Origin of the sequence: Rathayibacter sp. AY1G1 (assembly GCF_002932095.1) — a bacterium.
Classification (GTDB): domain Bacteria; phylum Actinomycetota; class Actinomycetes; order Actinomycetales; family Microbacteriaceae; genus Rathayibacter.
Genome location: NZ_PSUZ01000009.1, coordinates 79,543 through 97,917, shown reverse-complemented (window position 1 = coordinate 97,917; position 18,375 = coordinate 79,543). Strand labels below are relative to the sequence as shown.

Here is an 18,375-nt window from a genome sequence, read left to right as displayed (position 1 = left end):
ATGTCACTGCCCTTCGCCGATCGCCTCCCGCTCTCGCGACAGGCGGCCGACCGCGACGGCGTCGGACGCTCACGGCCCGCGCTCTTCGACGAGCTGCTCGCCGATCCCGCCACCCGCGTGCTCGTCCTGCACCACGACCGGACCCTGGTCGAGGCCGACCGCCTCGTCCTGCGCCGCCCCGAGGACGTGACCGCCGGCACCCTCCGGATCTACCTCGGCCGCACGCTCGCCGAGGCCCCCGGCGAGCCGGTCGGAACCCCCGTCATCGCGACCGTCCTCACCGACGCGGCCGCCGCCGAGCTCGAGCCCGACGAGGAGCGGTGGAGCGGCCTGCGCCCGATCGCCGAGCGCCTGAGCGACCGCGACGCGGGCCTGTTCACCGAGGCTCTCGCCATCGCGAACTGGCACGCCTCGCACGGCTACTCGCCCCGCAACGGCGACCCGACCGTCGTCGAGCAGGGCGGCTGGGTCCGCCGCTCGCCCACCGACGGCAGCCAGGTCTTTCCGCGCACGGATCCGGCGATCATCGTCTGCGTCCTCGACGCGGACGACCGCCTCCTCCTCGGCTCGAACGCGATGTGGGGCACCGGCCGCTTCTCCCTGCTCGCCGGCTTCGTCGAGCCGGGCGAGTCGCTCGAGGCCGCCGTCATCCGCGAGATCGGCGAGGAGTCGGGCATGCGCGTCGTCGACCCGCAGTACCTGGGCTCGCAGCCCTGGCCCTTCCCCGCCTCCCTCATGGTCGGCTTCACGGCCCGCCTCGCCGAGGACCAGTCCCCGGAGGATCTGCTCCCGGACGGCGAGGAGATCGTCGAGCTGCGCTGGTTCACCCGGCAGCAGCTGCACGACTCGCTCGAGTCCGTGCTGCTGCCCGGCCGCTCGTCCATCGCCCGCGCGATGATCGAGGACTGGTACGGAGGCGAGCTGGAGAACGGCCCGATCGCGTGACCCTGCTCGACGGTCTCGACGAGGGGCAGCGCGAGGCGGCGGAGGCGCTGCTGGGGCCGGTCTGCGTCCTCGCGGGAGCGGGCACCGGCAAGACCCGGACGATCACGCACCGCATCGCGCACGGAGTGGCGACCGGCGTCTACACGCCCGGTCGCGTCATGGCACTGACCTTCACCAGCCGCGCCGCGGCCGAGCTGCGCTCGCGCCTGCGGGTGCTCGGCGCCGGCGGCGTCCAGGCCCGTACCTTCCACGCCGCCGCCCTCTCGCAGCTCGGCTACTTCTGGCCGCAGCTGGTGGGGGGCACGATGCCCCAGCTGCTCGACGGCAAGGCCCGCCTGCTCGGGCACGCGGCCGAGCGGCTCCGCCTGAAGCTCGACACGGCGACGCTCCGCGACCTCTCGGCCGAGATCGAGTGGCGGAAGGTGTCCGCCCTCTCGCTCGAGCAGTACGCCGTCGCCGCCCGCACGCGCCCCCTGCCCGGACGGCTCACCCTGGAGCAGACGGTCGCGCTCGTGGACGAGTACGAGGGGCTGAAGGACCAGCGCCGCCAGATCGACTTCGAGGACGTCCTGCTCGTGACCGCCGGGATGCTCGAGTCCGAGCCCGCGATGGCGATGCAGGTGCGCGAGCAGTACCGCTTCTTCGTCGTCGACGAGTACCAGGACGTCTCGCCGCTGCAGCAGCGGCTCCTGGAGCTCTGGCTCGGCGACCGGAGCGACCTCTGCGTCGTCGGCGACGCCAGCCAGACCATCTACTCCTTCGCGGGTGCGCGGGCCGACTACCTCCTCGACTTCCCGTCCCGCTGGCCGGCCGCCACCGTGGTGCGCCTGGAGGAGAACTACCGCTCGGCCGTGCCGATCGTGCAGACCGCGAACCGCCTCATGCGGGGCAGGCCCGGCGCCCTCTCGCTCCACGCCGTCGCCGCCGCCGAGGCGCCGGAGCCCGCGATCGACGCCTACCCGGACGACATCGCGGAGGCGCGCGGGATCGCGGCGCGGGTCGCGGCCGACATCGAGGCGGGGGTGCGCCCCTCCGACATCGCGGTCCTCTTCCGCACCAACAGCCAGTCGGCGGTCATCGAGCACGCCCTGCACGAGCGGGGAGTGAGCGCGCACATGCGCGGCGGCAAGCGCTTCTTCGACCTGCCCGAGGTGAAGCAGGCCGTGATGCAGCTGCGCGCGGCGTCCGTGTCGATCAGCGGCGAGCCGCTGTTCAAGTCGGTGAGCGACGTCCTCCGCTCGCTCGGCTGGAGCGCCGAGCCCCCGTCTGCGCCCGGTGCGGTGCGCGACCGGTGGGAGTCGCTGGACACGCTGGCCCGCCTCGTCGACGAGGCCCCTGCCGGATGGACCTTCCGCCAGTTCACCGACGACCTGATCGCACGCCAGCAGGTGCACCACGAGCCGGACCGCGGCGCGGTCACCCTCGCCACGCTGCACTCGGCGAAGGGCCTCGAGTGGGAGTCGGTGCACCTGATGGGGCTCGCCGAGGGCCTGCTGCCGATCTCGTACGCCGCCGGCCTCGAGGCGATCGACGAGGAGCGGCGCCTCCTCTACGTCGGCATCACCCGGGCCCGCCGGCGCCTGCGCCTCTCGTGGGCGCGCTCGACGGTCGGCCGCGTCACGCGGAGGGAGCCGTCGCGCTTCCTCGAAGAGCTCGGCACGCGCACTCGGGGTGCGGCTCCCGCTCCCGCACGGTGAACGCTCCGGAGGCGTCGCTGTAGACCCGCTCGGCCGCGCGGAGCCCTCGCCAGCCCGCGAGGAGCCGCCGCAGCACGGCGTCGGCGGCCGCCACGGCGATCGCCGCGCTCGCGAGCGGCGTGCGGGTGGGGGCTGAGCGGCCGAGCACCTGGATCACGAGGCGCGCGCGATCCGGGTCGAGGTCCATCCGGTCCCGCTCGGCGCAGTGCAGGCACGGTCCGGACCCCGGCTCCACCAGGGGTCCGAGGCGCACCGATTCGTCGCCGAACACCACCGCCAGGTGCGGCACATCGGCCGCGAGCCAGTGCGCGGCGCGGGCGGGGGCGACCGCGAAGTCGGCGATCAGCACGGCGAGGTCCGGCGTCCCGTCGTCGGCGAGCAACGAGCAGCCCTCGCTCCGGAGCAGCGTGCGCAGTGCGTCCGGTGCTGCGCCCGTCCCCTCGACGACGACCCGCGGTGCCGGGGGAGGGCCGGGCTCGACGCTGCGCAGCAGGACCGGCCGGAGCGCCTCGAGCACCTCGTCGACCCGCGCCTCGCTCGCTCCGGCGCGCGCCGCGATCAGGCGGACGGTGCCGGCGCTGGTGCCCACGCGGAGGGCGTCGAGCAGCAGCTCCTCCGGGTAGCCGATGCCGTCCAGCACCGCGTGCGGCCGGTCGAGGCCGAGCTGCACCGCGGTCGCGGAGCGCCAGAGCAGGGGGAGTCGGGGATCGAGCCGGAGCACCATCCGGCGATCATGGCCGAGACCGGCCCGGCGCCGCGCGAGTTGTCCACAGGCGGGCGCCGGACGGGGGGGTCAGACGGGGCGGTCCCCCGTGGGGGAGGAGCCGCTGTCGTCGTCGTCCGGCGAGCCGGCGTCGTCGGGCGTGTCCGGAGCGTCTCCGGAGGCGCCGTCGCCCTCGCGCGGCATCGTGCCGTTCAGCAGGTCCTCCAGCGCGCGGTCCATCTCGTCGGGCTCCGGGGTCTCGCCGCGGGCCTCGGCCGTGAGCCGGGCGACGAGCGCGCTCGGGTCGTCCAGGTCCTCTGAGCCGGGGAGCAGGTCGGGGTGCGACCAGAGGGAGTCGCGGGCCTCGGGCCCGACGGCGTCGGTCACGGCCTGCCACATCGCGGCGGCCTCGCGGAGGCGGCGCGGGCGCAGCTCCAGGCCGACGAGGGTGGCGAAGGCGGATTCGGCCGGCCCGCCGGAGGCGCGGCGGCGGCGGACCGTCTCGGCGATCGCCCCGGCGCTGGGCAGGCGGGTGGTCGCCGCCGCGGTGACGACGTCGACCCACCCCTCGATGAGGGCGAGGACGGTCTCGAGGCGGCCGTGCGCGGCGAGCTGCTCCTCCGTCTTCGGCGGGATGAGCGCGCCGGAGGTCATCGCGTCGCGGAGCTCCTCGGGGTTCGACGGGTCGAAGCCCTCGGCCAGCTCCTCGAGGCGGGTGGTGTCGATGCTGATCCCGCGCGCGAAGTCGGTGATCTGCGAGATGAGGGCGAGACGGAGCCACTTGCCGTGCCGGAAGAGGCGGGCGTGCGCGAGCTCGCGGACCGCCAGGTACAGCTGCACCTGGTCCAGCGGGATGTCGAGGCCCTCGCCGAACGCGGCGACGTTCTGCGGCAGGATCGCCGCGTCGTTCTCCTCCAGCAGCGGGATGCCGATGTCGCCGCCCGAGACGACCTCGGCGGCGAGCTGCCCGACGACCTGGCCCAGCTGCAGGGCGAACAGGGTGCCGCCGATCCCGCGCATCATGCCCTCGGCACCGGCGATCATCGCCTGCATCTCCTCCGGGGCCTGCTCGCGGAGCACGCGGGTCAGCGCGTCCGAGATGCTCAGCGCCACCGGCTCGGCGAGCTGGGTCCAGACCGGCATCGTCAGGGAGATCCACTCGAGGCGGCTGATCGAGCGCGGCGTGCGGCTCAGCTCGGAGACGTACGCGACCTCGTCGAGCCAGAGCGCGGCGACGCCGAAGGCCGCGTCGATCGGAGCCCGCACGGAGTCGGACACCGGCGCGGACTCGGCGCGCGCGAGCTGCTTCGCCTGCTCGAGCGAGAGCGTCCAGTTGACGCCGCCGTCGCCGTTCTGCTGCATCGCGCTCTGCAGCTGCGAGAGCAGGTTCTGCAGGGCCACCGGGTCGTTCGGCAGTCCCGCCGCTCCGGCGAGCTGCGAGGGGTCGACCGGGCCGTTCCCCGAGAGGAACTGCCGCAGCATCTCCCGGAACTCGTCCTCGGAGCCGCCGCCCGCTCGGTCCGCACTGTCGCCATCGGCCATCGGGATCAGCCCTCCGTCGCTCACGTGAATCCGGTCGCCGCACCGCCTCCGCGGCCCTGCACAGGGCGCCGGTTCCGGCGCGACTCCCAGTCGTTCAAGCTACGTTAGCCCGAGCGCCCGGGGCCTCGGCGTGCAGAGCACCGCTCGGGCCCAGCCCGCTTCCGCCCGCCGCGAACATCCCGGCGGAGCCGCTCCACCCGTTGCCAGAAAGGCCCCCGTGTCGCTGTTCTCCGACGACCCGCGCCCCTCCTCCTCCCCGCGCCGCCCGTGGGTCGGACCGGTCGTCCTCCTCTCGGGTGTCGCCGTCGTGGTCGGTCTGGGCGTCGCGCCCGCCCCCTACGTGATCGAGCAGCCCGGCCCCGTGTTCGACACCCTGGGCAGCAGCAAGGACGTGCCCCTCATCTCGATCCCGGACCGCACCACCTATCCCACGGCCGGCACGCTCGACATGCTCACCGTGTCGGTCGTCGGCAACCCGCAGAGCCTGCCCACCTGGGTCGAGGTCGCGAGCGCCTGGTTCGACAGGACCAAGGCGGTCGTCCCGGTCGACGCGATCTTCCCTCCCTCCTCCACGGTCGAGGAGCGCGACGAGGCGAACCAGGCCGAGATGACCGACTCCCAGCAGGAGGCGATCGCCGCCGCGCTCACCGAGCTCGGCTACCCCGTCGAGCAGCGCGTCTCGGTCGTGCAGGTGCCCGAGGGCTCCCCGGCCGAGGGCGTCCTGGAGGCGGGGGACGAGATCCTCGCGGTCGCGGGCACCCCTGTCGCCGACGCGACCGCCCTGCGCGCGACCCTGCAGACCCTCGGCACCGGCTCCCCGGTGCAGGTCAGCATCGAGCGCGAGGGCGTCCGGCAGGAGGTGGAGGTCACGCCGCGCGACTCGAACGGCGCCGCCGTCATCGGCGTTCTCCCCGGAGCGGCCTTCGACTTCCCGTTCGAGGTCGACATCCAGCTGGACGACGTGGGCGGGCCGAGCGCGGGCATGATGTTCGCCCTCGGGATCATCGACAAGCTCACCGAGGGCGAGCTCAACGGCGGGCGGAGCGTCGCCGGGACCGGCACGATCGACGCGGCCGGCGAGGTCGGCGCCATCGGCGGGATCCGCCAGAAGCTCCACGGGGCGGAGGGCGCCGGAGCCGAGTACTTCCTCGCCCCCGCGACCAACTGCAACGAGGTCGTCGGCCACGTCCCCGACGGGCTCGACGTGCTCGCGGTCTCGACCCTCGACGACGCCCTCGCCGCACTGAAGGGCATCGCCGCGGGCGACACCTCCGGGCTGCCGGACTGCAGCACCGCCGCTCCCCTCGACTGATCCCGCCCGCCGACCCCGGGTCGACGCCCAGGTGAGCCGGACAGCCGTCGCATAGCATGGGTGGCCTCCCCTCACATCTCGACAGCAAGAGGCCCTCACGTGAGTTCCACAGCAACCGAAACCCCGCCGCGGAAGAGACGGAGCGTCCTCGCCGTCACTGTCGTGGTGGTGGCCGTCCTGGTGGTGGCGTTCTTCGTCTTCGCCGGTCTGTACACCGACATCCTCTGGTACGACCAGCTCGGCTTCCTCTCCGTGCTCACGACGCAGTGGGCGGCGGCGGGCGGTCTCTTCGTCATCGGCTTCGTCGCCATGGCGGTGCCGGTGTTCATCAGCCTGATGCTGGCGTACCGCCTCCGGCCGGTCTACGCGAAGCTCAACTCGCAGATCGACCGCTACCAGCAGGTCGTGGAGCCGCTGCGGCGCCTGGCCACCTTCGGGATCCCCGCGGTGCTCGGCCTCTTCGCCGGCGTCTCCTCCGCCACCCGCTGGCAGACGAGCCTCACCTTCTGGAACCGCACGCCCTCGGGCACCACGGATCCGCAGTTCGGCCTCGACACGTCGTTCTACCTCTTCGAGCTGCCCTTCTACCAGAGCATCGTCGGCTTCGCGTCGGCGGTCCTGCTGATCTCGGCGTTCGCGACCCTCGCCACCGGCTACCTCTACGGAGCGATCCGGGTGAACGGCCGCGAGATCCGCATCTCGAAGGCCTCGCGCATCCAGCTGGCGGTCATCGCCGCCCTCTACCTCGCCGTGCAGGCGGTCAGCCTCTGGCTCGACCAGTACGCGACGCTCGCGCAGCAGGGGCCCCGCATCACCGGCGCCACCTACTCCACCGTCAACGCGACGATCCCGGGCCTGCAGATCCTGGCCGGCATCGCGGCGCTGGTCGCGATCCTCTTCGTCGTCACCGCCTTCATCGGCCGCTGGCGCTTCCCGGTCATCGGCACCGCGCTGCTGATCGTGTCGAGCCTGCTCGTCGGCTCCCTCTACCCGTGGATCGTGCAGAAGTTCCAGGTCGAGCCCAACGAGCGCACGCTCGAGCAGCCCTTCATCCAGAACAACATCGACATGACGCGCCAGGCCTACGGCGTCAGCGACGTCGACGTCATCCCCTACGACGCGACCACCGACGCGGAGCCGGGCGCCCTGCGCTCGGACGCCGAGACCACCGCGAACATCCGCATCCTCGACCCCGCCGTCGTCACCGACGCGTTCTCGCAGCTGCAGCAGTTCCGCCAGTACTACAAGTTCGGCGACACGCAGAACGCGCTCGACGTCGACCGCTACTCCATCGACGGATCGACGCAGGACGCCGTGGTCGGCGTCCGCGAGCTGAACCTCAACGGCCTCGGCACCAACCAGACCTGGTACAACCAGACACTGGTCTACACCCACGGCTACGGCCTGGTCGCCGCGTACGGCAACCAGCGATCGGCCGACGGCGAGCCGGTGTTCATCGAGTCCGGCGTCCCGACGACGGGCGACCTCGGCGACTACGAGCCGCGGATCTACTTCGGCGAGAACTCCCCGCCGTACTCGATCGTGGGCGGCAACGACTCGCGCGACATCGAGCTCGACTACCCCTCGGGCACCGACGGCGCGCAGCAGACCTACACGACCTTCGACGGCGAGGGCGGCCCCGCTCTCGACAACGTCTTCAAGAAGCTCGTCTACGCGATCAAGTTCCAGTCCGAGCAGATCTTCCTCTCGGACGGCGTGAACGACGACTCGCAGATCCTCTACGACCGCGATCCCGTGCAGCGCGTCCAGAAGGTCGCGCCGTACCTCAAGCTCGACTCCGATGCCTACCCGACCGTCGTCGACGGCCGCGTGAAGTGGGTCGTCGACGGGTACACCACCTCGGCCGACTACCCGTACTCGGAGGTGCAGAGCCTCTCGCAGGCGATCGCCGACACGAACACGCAGCAGCAGTTCCCGACCGACGACGTCAACTACATCCGCAACTCGGTCAAGGCGACCGTCGACGCGTACGACGGCAGCGTCACGCTCTACGCGTGGGACACCGAGGACCCGATCCTGCAGACCTGGCAGAAGATCTTCCCGACCACGGTGAAGCCCGTGAGCGACATGTCGGGTGAGCTGCTCAGCCACGTCCGGTACCCGGAGGACCTCTTCAAGGTCCAGCGCGCGGTCCTCGGCACCTACCACGTGACCGACGCGGGCTCCTTCTACTCCCGCGAGGACGCCTGGGCGACGCCGAACGACCCGACCAGCGGAGCCGCGACCACGGCCGCCGCGACCGGCACCAGCCTGCAGCCGCCGTACTACCTGACGCTGCAGACGCCGGACCAGGACGTGCCGTCGTACTCGCTCTACTCGACGTACATCCCGGCGAGCGTCCAGGGCGCGCAGGCCAGCCGCAACGTGCTGACCGGCTACCTCGTGGCCGACTCCGACGCCGGCTCGACGGCGGGCTCCGTGGCCGACGGCTACGGCACGCTCCGCCTGCTCGAGCTGCCGAAGGACGACACGGTGCCCGGCCCCGGCCAGGTGCAGAACGCGTTCACCACCGACCCGACGGTCGCGAACGAGCTGAACATCCTCTCCCGCGGCGACACCACCGTCACGAGGGGCAACCTGCTCACGCTGCCGGTCGGCGGCGGCCTGCTCTACGTCCAGCCGATCTACGTGCGCTCCAACGGAGACACGAGCTTCCCGCTCCTGCAGAAGGTGCTGGTCGCGTTCGGTGACGACATCGCCTTCGAGGACACCCTCGACGCGGCCCTCGACAGCCTCTTCGGCGGCGACTCGGGAGCCGACGCGGGCGACACCGGCACGCCGACGACTCCGGACGCCGGCACCGGCACCTCGGGCGGCGACACCGGAGGCGACGCGGGCGGCACGACCGGCGGCACCGGCTCCACGCCGGCCACGGGCGACCAGACGGCGCTGCAGCAGGCGCTGAACGACGCGCGGGACGCACTCACGGCTCGCGAGAACGCCCTCAAGGCGGGCGACCTCACCGCCTTCGCGGCGGCGGACGAGCAGCTGACCGAGGCGCTCTCGCGGGCGCTGCAGGCCGAGGGCGGCCAGTAGCCCGCATGGTGCAGGTCGACCGCGGCGAGCACCTCCGCTCGGGGGAGTGGCTCGAGCTGAACCGCACGTACTGGGAGGAGCGCACCGGCGAGGGTGCGCTCCACCCGGAGCTCGTCACCGCGGCGCTCCTCGACCCCGGGCCGAGGATCCTCCAGCTCGGCTCGGGCGACGGGCTCGACGCGCTCGAGCTCGCCGAGCGCGGCGCCCGCGTGGTGGGCGTCGACTTCTCGATGCCCGCCGTGCGCCGAGCACGCGCCGGCGCCGCGGACAGGGACCTCGCCGGCTCCGCCCGCTTCGTCTGCGCGAACCTCTACGAGCTGCGGCACATGCTGCCGGAGCCCGACTCGTTCGACGTCGTGCTCTGCAGCGCCGGCGTCGTCTCGTGGCTCCCCGACCTGGAGGAGTGGGCGCGGCTGGTGGAGTGGTTCGTCGCCCCCGGCGGCGCGGTGCTCGTCGTCCCGTCGTCGTCCGCTCTCGTCGACGCCGACGTCCGCACCTGGTCGCGCACCTCGTCCGAGCTCGCAGCCGCCCTGACGGCGGTCGGGCTGAGCGTGGACGGGAGCGCCGTGCTGCGCGCCGCCAAGCCCGCCTGAGACCGGAGCCCGCTCCCACCGCCGCGTCGATTTGCACCGGCGCCGGAACGCGTGTAATGTCTCTTCTTGTGCCGCGGGGTGGAGCAGTTCGGTAGCTCGCTGGGCTCATAACCCAGAGGTCGTAGGTTCAAATCCTGCCCCCGCAACAAGAAAGCGAAAGCCGGTCCTGAGAAGGGCCGGCTTTCGTCGTTAACACGGGTCGCGGACGTGCTGCCCGCGGCTGACAGTGCGCGGGCGGAGACCTCAGTCGCCCTCGATCACGCTCAGCACGTTGCCCGCCGGATCGCGGAACCAGCAGATCGTCGGCCCGTGGCCGCGCATCACTCCGTCCGCATCGGTCGGCAGCGACGGGTCGTCGTAGATCGCCGTGGTGACGCCTGCCGCGTGCAGCTCGGCGACCGCCACGTCGACGTCCTCCACCGAGAAGTTCAGGATCGTGAACGACGCCGGCTCGTGGTCCGGCTTCGGGTACGCGATCGCGCGGCCTCCGCCCGGCAGCCGGATGTCGAGGATCCCCATCGCGTTCAGCTCGACCTCGAGCCCGAGCACTCCGCCGTAGAAGGCCCGCGCCGCCTCCACGTCGTCCACGCTGAAGCCGCCGAAGGCCCTCTCGCTCCGGATCATCGCCGTCCTCCGTCCCGCGGCCGCACCATCGCGCCCGCTCCGCTCCGGACGCTACTCCGGTCGCCCGTCCGCGTCACCGTCGGATCCGCGCGGCGCCGCCGCCGACTTCGTGCCGGGCTCGCGCGACCCGCATCCGCGGACCGGCCTCCCGACGCTCCGCGCCGACGCGTGTGCCGGACCGGCCCGCACGTTAGGCTCGACCCCGATGCGAGGGGTGCTGCTGTGAGGGACGAACGCGGGGACGACGGCTCGAACGAGGGGCTCGGCGACCGCCCGACCCGGCGGAGCCCGCGGCAGGCGCCGCACGCGCTGCCCGCGGCACGCGTCGCCACTCCGGTCCTCACGCCCGTCCGCCCCGTGCGGCGCCGCCGGGGCCGTGTCTTCCGCGCGACCGTCAGCACGGTCGCCCTCGCCGCCATCGCGGGCCTCGTGGCGGTCTCCGCGCTCCCCGCCTACTCCTTCGACCCGGCACCCGATTCGCAGGCCGCCGTCGAGGCCGCCGCCCGCGTGCAGGCGCTCGGCAACCAGAAGCTCACCGTCGCGCCGACCGCGGTCCAGGAGCAGGTCATCCGCGACTCCTTCACCGCACCGACCCAGGCCCAGCTCGACGAGGCGGCCGCCCAGGCGCGCGCGCTCGCCGCCGCCGAGCAGGCCGCCCGCGACGCCGAGACCGCCCGCCTCGCCCAGGAGGCGCAGGCCGCGGCAGGCACGACCGGCGCGGACGGCGCCGCCGCGGGCAGCGGCGGCACCAGCACCTCGGTCACGCCCCGCGAGGAGGGCGACGACTACCCCTGGCGCGACCAGCTCACCGACGACCAGGGCGGCGGCCTCTCGCCGCTGCGGTACTACTACCGCGAGTGCGTCGACTTCGTCGCCTGGCGGATCAACCGCGACCAGGGCTCGACGAGCGCACCCTTCAAGTGGACCTGGGGCAACATGACCCCGGGCGGAGGCAGCGCCTACGCGTGGGCCGGCCAGTGGGCCTCCCACGGCTGGGTGACCAGCAGTACGCCCGTCCCCGGCGCGGTCGCCTGGTTCACCGGCAACCACGTCGCCTACGTGCAGGCCGTCAACTCCGACGGCACGGTCTCGCTCGAGGAGTACAACTGGGGCAACGACCACGCGTACCACAAGCGCACCATCCCGGCCTCCCAGGTCGCCCTCTTCCTCTACCCGCCGAGCTGATGACCGGCGCCGTCGGCATGGCCGTGGCGCAGTTCGCCCCCTCGACGGACCGGGAGGCGAACATCGCGACGATCGGGCGCCTGGCCCGGATCGCCGCCGAGCGCGGCGCGAGCATGGTGGTGCTGCCGGAGTACAGCTCCGCCTTCACCGATCCGCTCGGGCCCGAGCTGGTCGCGGCGGGCGAGGCGCTCGACGGCCCGTTCGTCACGGCTCTCGCGGCCCTCGCGCGCGAGCTCCGGATCCACCTCGTGGCGGGCATGGTCGAGGCGGTGGACGGGCGCCGCATCGCGAACACGCTCGTCGCGCTCGACCCCGAGGGCGCGCTCGTGGCCCGCTACCGCAAGCTGCACCTGTACGACGCCTTCGGCCAGACCGAGTCGGAGTGGGTCGCCGCGGGGGAGATCGCCGCACCCGAGACGTTCGAGGTCGGCGGCCTCGTCGTCGGGCTGCAGACCTGCTACGACCTGCGCTTCCCGGAGGTCAGCCGCTGGCTGGTCGACGCCGGGGTCGACGTCATCGCGGCACCGGCCGAGTGGGTGCGCGGCCCGCTCAAGGAGGCGCACTGGCGGACGCTGGTCACCGCCCGCGCGCTCGAGAACACGGTGTACCTCGTCGCAGCCGACCAGACCCCGCCGATCGGGGTCGGCACGAGCATGATCGTCGATCCGATGGGCGTCGAGACCGTCACCCTCGGCGAGGTCGAGGATGTCGCCGTCGCCTGGGTCTCGCGCGAGCGGATCGACGCGGCGCGCGCGAAGAACCCCGCTCTGGCGCTGCGGCGCTTCCGGGTGCTGCCGCTCTGACCGCCGCCCCCGGCCCGACGGCGCCGGGCATCCGACCGAATCCGCTGAGGCCGGCTCCTCAGCGCGCCATGCGGGCGAGGCCCGCGACCGCGGTCTCCAGCACCTCGAACCGCTTGCAGAAGGCGAAGCGGACGAGCGAGCGGTAGGGAGCGGCGTCCTCGGGGCGGCAGAACGCCGACACGGGCACCGCCACCACTCCCGCGAGATCCGGGAGCGCTCGGCAGAGCGCGACCCCGTCGTCGTAGCCGAGCGGTGCCGCGTCCGCGACGACGAAGTAGCCGCCCGAGGAGGGCGCGACGCCGAAGCCCGCAGCAGCCAGGCCCGTCGACAGCAGGTCCTTCTTGGCGGCAAGAGTCTGCGCCGCGCCGGTGAAGAAGGCGTCCGGGAGCCCGAGCCCGAGGGCGACGGCCCCCTGGAACGGCGAGCCGCTGACGTAGGTGAGGAACTGCTTCACGGCGAGGACGGCCGTGATCAGCTCGCGCGGGCCCGTGACCCAGCCGATCTTCCAGCCCGTGGTGCTGAAGGTCTTGCCCGCCGAGGAGACGGAGAGCGTCCGCTCGAAGGCTCCGGGAAGGGAGGCCAGCGGGACGTGCGGAGTGTCGAAGCGCAGGTGCTCGTAGACCTCGTCCGTCAGGATCACGGCGTCGTGCCGCTCGGCGAGCCGCACGATCAGCTCGCGGGTCACGGCCGGGAGGACGGCACCGGTCGGGTTGTGCGGGTCGTTCACCAGGATGACGCGCGTGCGGTCGCTCACCGCGGCGGTCAGCTCGTCGTGGTCGACCGCGAAGGAGGGGCCGCGCAGGAGCACGGTGCGGTGCACCCCTCCGGCGAGGGCGATCAGGGCTCCGTAGGCGTCGTAGTGGGGCGTGAAGGTGACGACCTCGTCGCCCGGCTCGAGCAGGCCCAGCAGAGCCGCGGCCAGGGCCTCGGTGGCGCCCGTGGTGACGAGGACCTCGCCGTCGGGGTCGAGGGCGATCCCGGAGAAGCGCAGCCGGTGCGCGGCGATCGCCTCGCGCAGGACGGGGAAGCCGGGACCCGTCGGGTACTGGTTGAGCCCGGACGCGATGGCGTCGCGCGCGGCGTCGAGGATCTCGCGCGGGCCGTCCTCGTCCGGGAAGCCCTGGCCGAGATTCACCGCTCCGGTGCGCAGGGCGAGCGCGCTCATCTCGCTGAAGACGGTGGCGGCGACCTCGCCGCCGGGGCCGAGGAGGCCGGCGCCCGCCGCGGCGCGGGACCAGGATCCGGGAATGCTCACGTGCCCAGTGTGCCCGCTCGAGCAGTCCGGCCGGTTTCATTTCCCGCTCGCAGGCCCGTCATAAGAAACCCCCAGGTACGATCGCCAAGCTATCCCCGCTTGGAAGGAGCAGCACCCATGACCGAGAGTCACGAGGGTCCTCGTCAGCCGGAGGAACCCACCACGCCGACGGAGTCCGGCGCCCGAGAGGCGACCGAGCGCACCCCCGGCGAGAGCTCCGGAGCGTCGTCCTCGACCACCGGGCCCACCGAGCCGATCCACCGGGGCGGAGCGCACCGCGAGAGCGAGAACCCGACCGTCCCCTACCCCTCCTCCTCGGCCCCCCAGCCGCCGTACACGCCGAACGCGACGGCCGGCAACGAGGCGCAGCCCGTCTCCCAGCCCGCCCGCTACGGGCAGTACGCGCCGCCCGCCGCGAACACCCTGCACGGCTCCGAGGAGCCGCCCTCCTCGAGCCCCTTCGGCCCGGGCGCCGAGTACACCCCCGCCCCCACCGCCACGAAGCGCCGAGCCGGAGTGGGCGTCGTCGCGGCGCTCGCCATCGGCGCGGTCGTGGGCGGAGTCGCGGGAGCCGGCGTGTTCGGCCTCTGGTCCGCCTCCAACGGCGGCGGGACCCGCGTGGTCTCCGCAGGCGGCTCGCAGACGATCACGGTCAACAATGCCGAGGACGCGACGACCGCCACCGCGGTCGCCGCCAAGGCCACTCCGAGCGTCGTCACCATCGCGGTGAGCGGCAGCTCGTCCGCCGGCACCGGCTCCGGCATCGTGCTCTCGAAGGACGGCTACGTCCTGACCAACACCCACGTGGTCACCCTCGACGGCGAGATCGCGAACGGCACCGTCTCGGTCACGACCAGCGACGGCCGGATCTTCGACGCGACCGTCGTCGGCACCGACCCGACCCTCGACCTCGCCGTCATCAAGCTGACCGGCGCGACCGACCTCAGCCCGATGACGTTCGCGGACTCCACCAAGATCAACGTCGGCGACACGGCGGTCGCCATCGGCGCCCCGCTCGGCCTCTCCGGCACCGTGACCGACGGCATCGTCAGCGCGCTCAACCGCAGCATCCAGGTCGCCTCCTCGGCGGCTCCGGACGACTCGGGCGACAGCTCGAGCGGCGGCACCGAGAGCCCGTTCAACTTCGACATCCCGGGCCAGCAGGCGCCGACCCAGGCGAAGAGCACCATCTCGCTGCCCGTCATCCAGACCGACGCGGCGATCAACCCGGGCAACTCCGGCGGCGCGCTGCTCGACAGCGACGGCGAGCTGATCGGCGTGAACGTCGCGATCGCGAGCGCCGGCCAGTCCTCCTCGAGCGGCCAGTCCGGCAACATCGGAGTCGGATTCGCGATCCCCAGCGCGATCGCCGAGCGCATCGCGAAGGAGATCATCGCGAACGGCTCCGCCTCGCACGGCCTGCTCGGCGCGAGCGTCTCCGACTCGACCGCGGACGTCCTCGGCGCCCGCATCGAGGAGGTCTCCGGAGGCGGTGCCGCGCAGGCGGCCGGTCTCGCCAAGGGCGACATCATCACCGCGATCGACAGCACTCCGATCACGAGCGCGTCCGACCTCACCGCGCAGGTCCGCGCGCAGGCCGCGAACGCCGCGGTCGAGCTGACCTACGTCCGCAACGGCCAGAGCTACCAGGCGAAGGCGACGCTCGGCCAGATGGCCGCCGGCTGACCCTCCGCCGCCGCGCACAGCCCCTCGAGGATCCGTCCCCGGGGGGCTGTGCTCCGCCGCCGCGCACAGCCCCTCGAGGATCCGTCCCCGGGGGGCTTTTCCGCGTCCGGGCCCGGCCCGGGGCGCGGTGCTCCCCGCTGGTAGGGTGGTGGATCCCTGCGCCCGCGCTCCTCCCGCACGAACTGGACCCATGCAGCACGAGATCCCGGAAGACGACCTCTCCGAGAGGCCCGGCGTCTCCTACGTCATGCCCGTCCTCAACGAGGTCGCCCACGTGCGCGCCGCGGTCGACTCGCTGCTGCACCAGGACTACACCGGCCCCTTCGACGTCGTCCTCGCCGTCGCCCCGAGCATCGACGGCACGGAGGAGCTCGTCGCCGAGCTGAGCGCGGCCGATCCGCGGATCCGGGTCGTGCCGAACGAGGTCGGCTCCACTCCTGCGGGCCTCAACGCCGCGATCCGCGCCTCGCGCCACCCGGTCGTCGTCCGGGTCGACGCGCACTCCGTCCTGCCGCCCGAGTACGCGCGCACGGCGGTCGAGGCGCTGCAGCGCTCCGGAGCGGCGAACGTCGGCGGAGTGATGGCGGCGGAGGGCCTCACCCCGTTCCAGCGCGCGGTCGCCCGGGCCTACGGCTCCCGCATCGGGCTGGGCGGCACACCCCACCACGTGGGAGGCGAGGAGGGCCCGGCCGACACGGTGTACCTCGGCGTCTTCCGCCGCTCCGCCCTCGAGCGCGCCGGCCTGTTCGACGAGCGCTTCAAGCGCGGGCAGGACTGGGAGCTGAACCGGCGGCTGCGCGAGCGCGGCGAGGTCGTCTGGTTCACTCCGCGCCTCACCGTCACCTACCGGCCGCGGCCCTCGATGCGCGCGCTGCTCCGGCAGTTCCTCTCGACCGGGATGTGGCGGGGCGAGCTCACCCGGATGTTCCCGGCCTCGCGGTCGCTGCGCTACTTCGCTCCGCCCGTGCTCGTCGCGATGCTCGCGATCGGGCTGCTCGTCGGGCTGGCGGGAGTCGTCCAGGTGCTCGCCGGAGCTGCGCCCTGGCTCCTGCTCGGGTTCGCGGTGCCCGCCGCCTACCTCCTCCTGGTGGCGGCGGCCACTCTCGTGGTCGCGCGGCCGGACGGCGCGCGTGCGATGCTGTGGTTCGCCGTGGTCATCCCGGCGGTCCACGTGGCCTGGGGGACCGGCTTCGTGCTCGGCTTCGCCGGGCTGACCAGCAACATCTCCGCCCACCGCCACCAGCCGCGGTCCGACTCGCCGAGGGGCGCATGACCACGACGACGAGACCCCGCTCCATCGCCGAGCTGCGCGCCGTCGCGCAGCCCCCGGAGGTGCGCGGCCGCCGCAACGCCGAGCACTGGACGGCGTCGCTCTACCTGCGCCGCTTCTCGCCCTACCTGACCTGGCTGCTGCTGAAGACCTCGATCTCGGCGAACGGCGTCACCGGGCTGATGATCCTGGTCGGCTGGAGCGCGGCGGCAGCCCTCCTGATCCCGGGGATCGCCGGAGCGGCGCTGGCGCTGCTCCTCGGCCAGCTGCAGATGCTGGTGGACTGCTGCGACGGCGAGGTCGCGCGCTGGCGCCGCACGTCCTCGCCGGCGGGCGTGTTCCTCGACAAGGTCGGGCACTACACGACCGAGGCGCTGATCCCGATCGCGCTCGGGCTGCGAGCGGCGGGCGTCCCGTTCGAGGCACCGGCGGACTTCCTCTGGACCACGATCGGCTTCGCCCTGGCCCTGGTGATCGTCCTCAACAAGGCGCTCAACGACATGGTGCACGTGGCGCGCGCGAACGCCGGTCTCACGAAGCTGGCCGACACGAAGGGCGAGGCGGTGCCGTCCTCGTCCGGGCTGGCGGGGCTTCGCCGCGCCGCCCGCTTCCTGCCCTTCCACCGCCTCTACCACTCCGTCGAGCTGACGATGCTGGCCTTCGCGACCGCCCTCGTGGGCCTCGTCGTCGGAGCGGGCACGGCCGACCGGGTCCTCGTCGGGGCGCTGCTGCCGCTCGCCCTCCTCGCCCTGGTCGGCCACTTCGTCGCGATCATGGCGTCCAAGCGTGTCCGCTCCTGAGCCGCGGGTCGGCGTCGTCGTCTTGACGCAGGGGACTCGGCCCGACGACCTCGCCGCGGGGCTGGCCGGCGTCCTCGCGCAGGAGGGCGTCGAGCTGGACGTCGTCTGCGTCGGCAACGGCTGGGAGCCGGACGGCCTGCCCGAGGGAGTGCGCGCCCTGGCGCTCCCCGAGAACCTCGGCATCCCGGCGGGCCGGAACGCCGGAGTCGACGCCGTCGCGGGGGAGTACCTCTTCTTCCTCGACGACGACGCCCGGATCCCGTCCGCCCGCTTCCTCGTCGACGCGGTCGCGCTGCTCGCCTCGAACCGCCGCATCGGCCTGGTGCAGCCCCGCGTCGACAGCACGGACGGCACGCCGAGCCCGCGGCGCTGGATCCCGCGGATCCTCAAGGGCGACCCCCGCCGCTCCGGCCCCGTCTTCTCGGTCTGGGAGGGAGCGGTCGTGCTGCGGCGCGACGTGTTCGCCCGGACGGGCGGCTGGGCGGCTCCGTTCTTCTACGCCCATGAGGGCATCGAGCTGGCCTGGCGGGTCTGGGACACGGGTCGCACCGCCTGGTACGCGGGAGAGCTCGTCGCCCAGCACCCGGTCATCCAGCCGACCCGTCACGCCGACTACTACCGGCTGAACGCGCGCAACCGCGTCTGGCTCGCCCGCCGCAACCTCGCCGCACCTCTGGCGCTCGTCTACGTGGGGTCCTGGACCGCGATCCAGTGCCTCCGCTGGCGTCGCGACCCGGCCGCCCTGCGCGCCTGGTTCGCCGGCTGGCGGGAGGGATGGCGCTCGGATCCGGGCGGCCGGCGCGTCCTCTCGGCCCGCACGGTGCTCCGGATGGCGTTCGCCGGGCGTCCGCCGATCGTCTAGCATCGGGGAATCCGCCCCCGCCGGGGCCCCCGAAAGGACGA

At 73.2% G+C, this 18,375-nt stretch carries 15 protein-coding genes and 1 tRNA gene; 12 read left to right on the top strand and 4 right to left on the bottom strand.

The window, feature by feature from the left end:
- Both nudC and C5C36_RS06985 read left to right on the top strand, forming a co-directional pair.
- Positions 1–945 carry an NAD(+) diphosphatase gene (gene nudC / locus C5C36_RS06990; protein WP_104261196.1) on the top strand — a complete coding sequence of 315 codons (945 nt, stop codon included), beginning with the start codon at positions 1–3 and terminating at the stop codon, positions 943–945.
- Positions 942–2,642, top strand: a complete 1,701-nt coding sequence (locus C5C36_RS06985; protein WP_104224836.1) for an ATP-dependent helicase — start codon at positions 942–944, stop codon at positions 2,640–2,642. The genes nudC and C5C36_RS06985 overlap by 4 nt, the downstream gene beginning before the upstream one ends.
- On the opposite strand, the gene C5C36_RS06980 is transcribed toward C5C36_RS06985, so the two are convergent.
- Together C5C36_RS06980 and C5C36_RS06975 are read right to left on the bottom strand one after the other, a co-directional pair.
- Positions 2,563–3,366, bottom strand: a complete 804-nt coding sequence (locus C5C36_RS06980) for a hypothetical protein (protein WP_104309458.1) — start codon at positions 3,364–3,366, stop codon at positions 2,563–2,565. The genes C5C36_RS06985 and C5C36_RS06980 overlap by 80 nt on opposite strands.
- A 69-nt stretch (positions 3,367–3,435) precedes the next feature.
- Positions 3,436–4,887, bottom strand: coding sequence for a zinc-dependent metalloprotease (locus C5C36_RS06975; RefSeq protein WP_104287984.1), 1,452 nt, complete (start codon positions 4,885–4,887; stop codon positions 3,436–3,438).
- Positions 4,888–5,104: 217 nt separating this feature from the next.
- Between C5C36_RS06975 and C5C36_RS06970 the strand changes: the two genes are divergently transcribed.
- The 4 genes from C5C36_RS06970 to C5C36_RS06955 all read left to right on the top strand — a co-directional run bounded on the left by C5C36_RS06970 (position 5,105) and on the right by C5C36_RS06955 (position 9,995).
- Positions 5,105–6,199 (top strand): PDZ domain-containing protein, encoded by a 1,095-nt coding sequence (locus C5C36_RS06970; RefSeq protein WP_104287975.1) that lies wholly within the window; start codon positions 5,105–5,107, stop codon positions 6,197–6,199.
- 99 nt (positions 6,200–6,298) lie between these two features.
- On the top strand, positions 6,299–9,256 hold the full coding sequence (locus tag C5C36_RS06965; protein WP_181027225.1) for a UPF0182 family protein: 2,958 nt from the start codon (positions 6,299–6,301) through the stop codon (positions 9,254–9,256).
- Positions 9,257–9,261: 5 nt separating this feature from the next.
- Positions 9,262–9,849, top strand: coding sequence for a class I SAM-dependent methyltransferase (locus C5C36_RS06960; RefSeq protein WP_104261194.1), 588 nt, complete (start codon positions 9,262–9,264; stop codon positions 9,847–9,849).
- Between the two features lie 72 nt (positions 9,850–9,921).
- Positions 9,922–9,995 (top strand) — tRNA-Met (locus C5C36_RS06955).
- Positions 9,996–10,092: 97 nt separating this feature from the next.
- Here the strand turns inward: C5C36_RS06955 and C5C36_RS06950 are convergent.
- Positions 10,093–10,473 carry a VOC family protein gene (locus C5C36_RS06950; RefSeq protein WP_104224832.1) on the bottom strand — a complete coding sequence of 127 codons (381 nt, stop codon included), beginning with the start codon at positions 10,471–10,473 and terminating at the stop codon, positions 10,093–10,095.
- A 222-nt stretch (positions 10,474–10,695) separates the two neighbouring features.
- On the opposite strand from C5C36_RS06950, the gene C5C36_RS06945 reads away from it, so the two are divergent.
- Complete coding sequence (locus C5C36_RS06945; RefSeq protein ID WP_104262670.1) at positions 10,696–11,658, top strand: CHAP domain-containing protein; 963 nt, start codon at positions 10,696–10,698, stop codon at positions 11,656–11,658.
- Positions 11,658–12,461 carry a carbon-nitrogen hydrolase family protein gene (locus tag C5C36_RS06940; protein ID WP_104262671.1) on the top strand — a complete coding sequence of 268 codons (804 nt, stop codon included), beginning with the start codon at positions 11,658–11,660 and terminating at the stop codon, positions 12,459–12,461. Before C5C36_RS06945 ends, C5C36_RS06940 begins: the two co-directional genes overlap by 1 nt.
- A gap of 58 nt (positions 12,462–12,519) precedes the next feature.
- Here C5C36_RS06940 and C5C36_RS06935 read toward each other — a convergent pair whose 3' ends face one another.
- Entirely contained in the window at positions 12,520–13,716 is a 1,197-nt protein-coding gene (locus tag C5C36_RS06935; protein WP_104309457.1) for an aminotransferase class I/II-fold pyridoxal phosphate-dependent enzyme, read from the bottom strand.
- A 117-nt stretch (positions 13,717–13,833) separates the two neighbouring features.
- Between C5C36_RS06935 and C5C36_RS06930 the strand changes: the two genes are divergently transcribed.
- The 4 genes from C5C36_RS06930 (at position 13,834) to C5C36_RS06915 (ending at position 18,334) form a co-directional block, all read left to right on the top strand.
- Positions 13,834–15,402: a S1C family serine protease gene (locus C5C36_RS06930; RefSeq protein WP_104250126.1), complete on the top strand. Its 1,569-nt coding sequence runs from the start codon at positions 13,834–13,836 to the stop codon at positions 15,400–15,402.
- Between the two features lie 190 nt (positions 15,403–15,592).
- Positions 15,593–16,675 (top strand): glycosyltransferase family 2 protein, encoded by a 1,083-nt coding sequence (locus C5C36_RS06925; RefSeq protein ID WP_181133783.1) that lies wholly within the window; start codon positions 15,593–15,595, stop codon positions 16,673–16,675.
- Entirely contained in the window at positions 16,672–17,472 is an 801-nt protein-coding gene (locus C5C36_RS06920) for a CDP-alcohol phosphatidyltransferase family protein (protein ID WP_104223579.1), read from the top strand. Before C5C36_RS06925 ends, C5C36_RS06920 begins: the two co-directional genes overlap by 4 nt.
- Positions 17,459–18,334, top strand: a complete 876-nt coding sequence (locus C5C36_RS06915; protein ID WP_104309456.1) for a glycosyltransferase family 2 protein — start codon at positions 17,459–17,461, stop codon at positions 18,332–18,334. The genes C5C36_RS06920 and C5C36_RS06915 overlap by 14 nt, the downstream gene beginning before the upstream one ends.
- Positions 18,335–18,375: the final 41 nt, after the last annotated feature.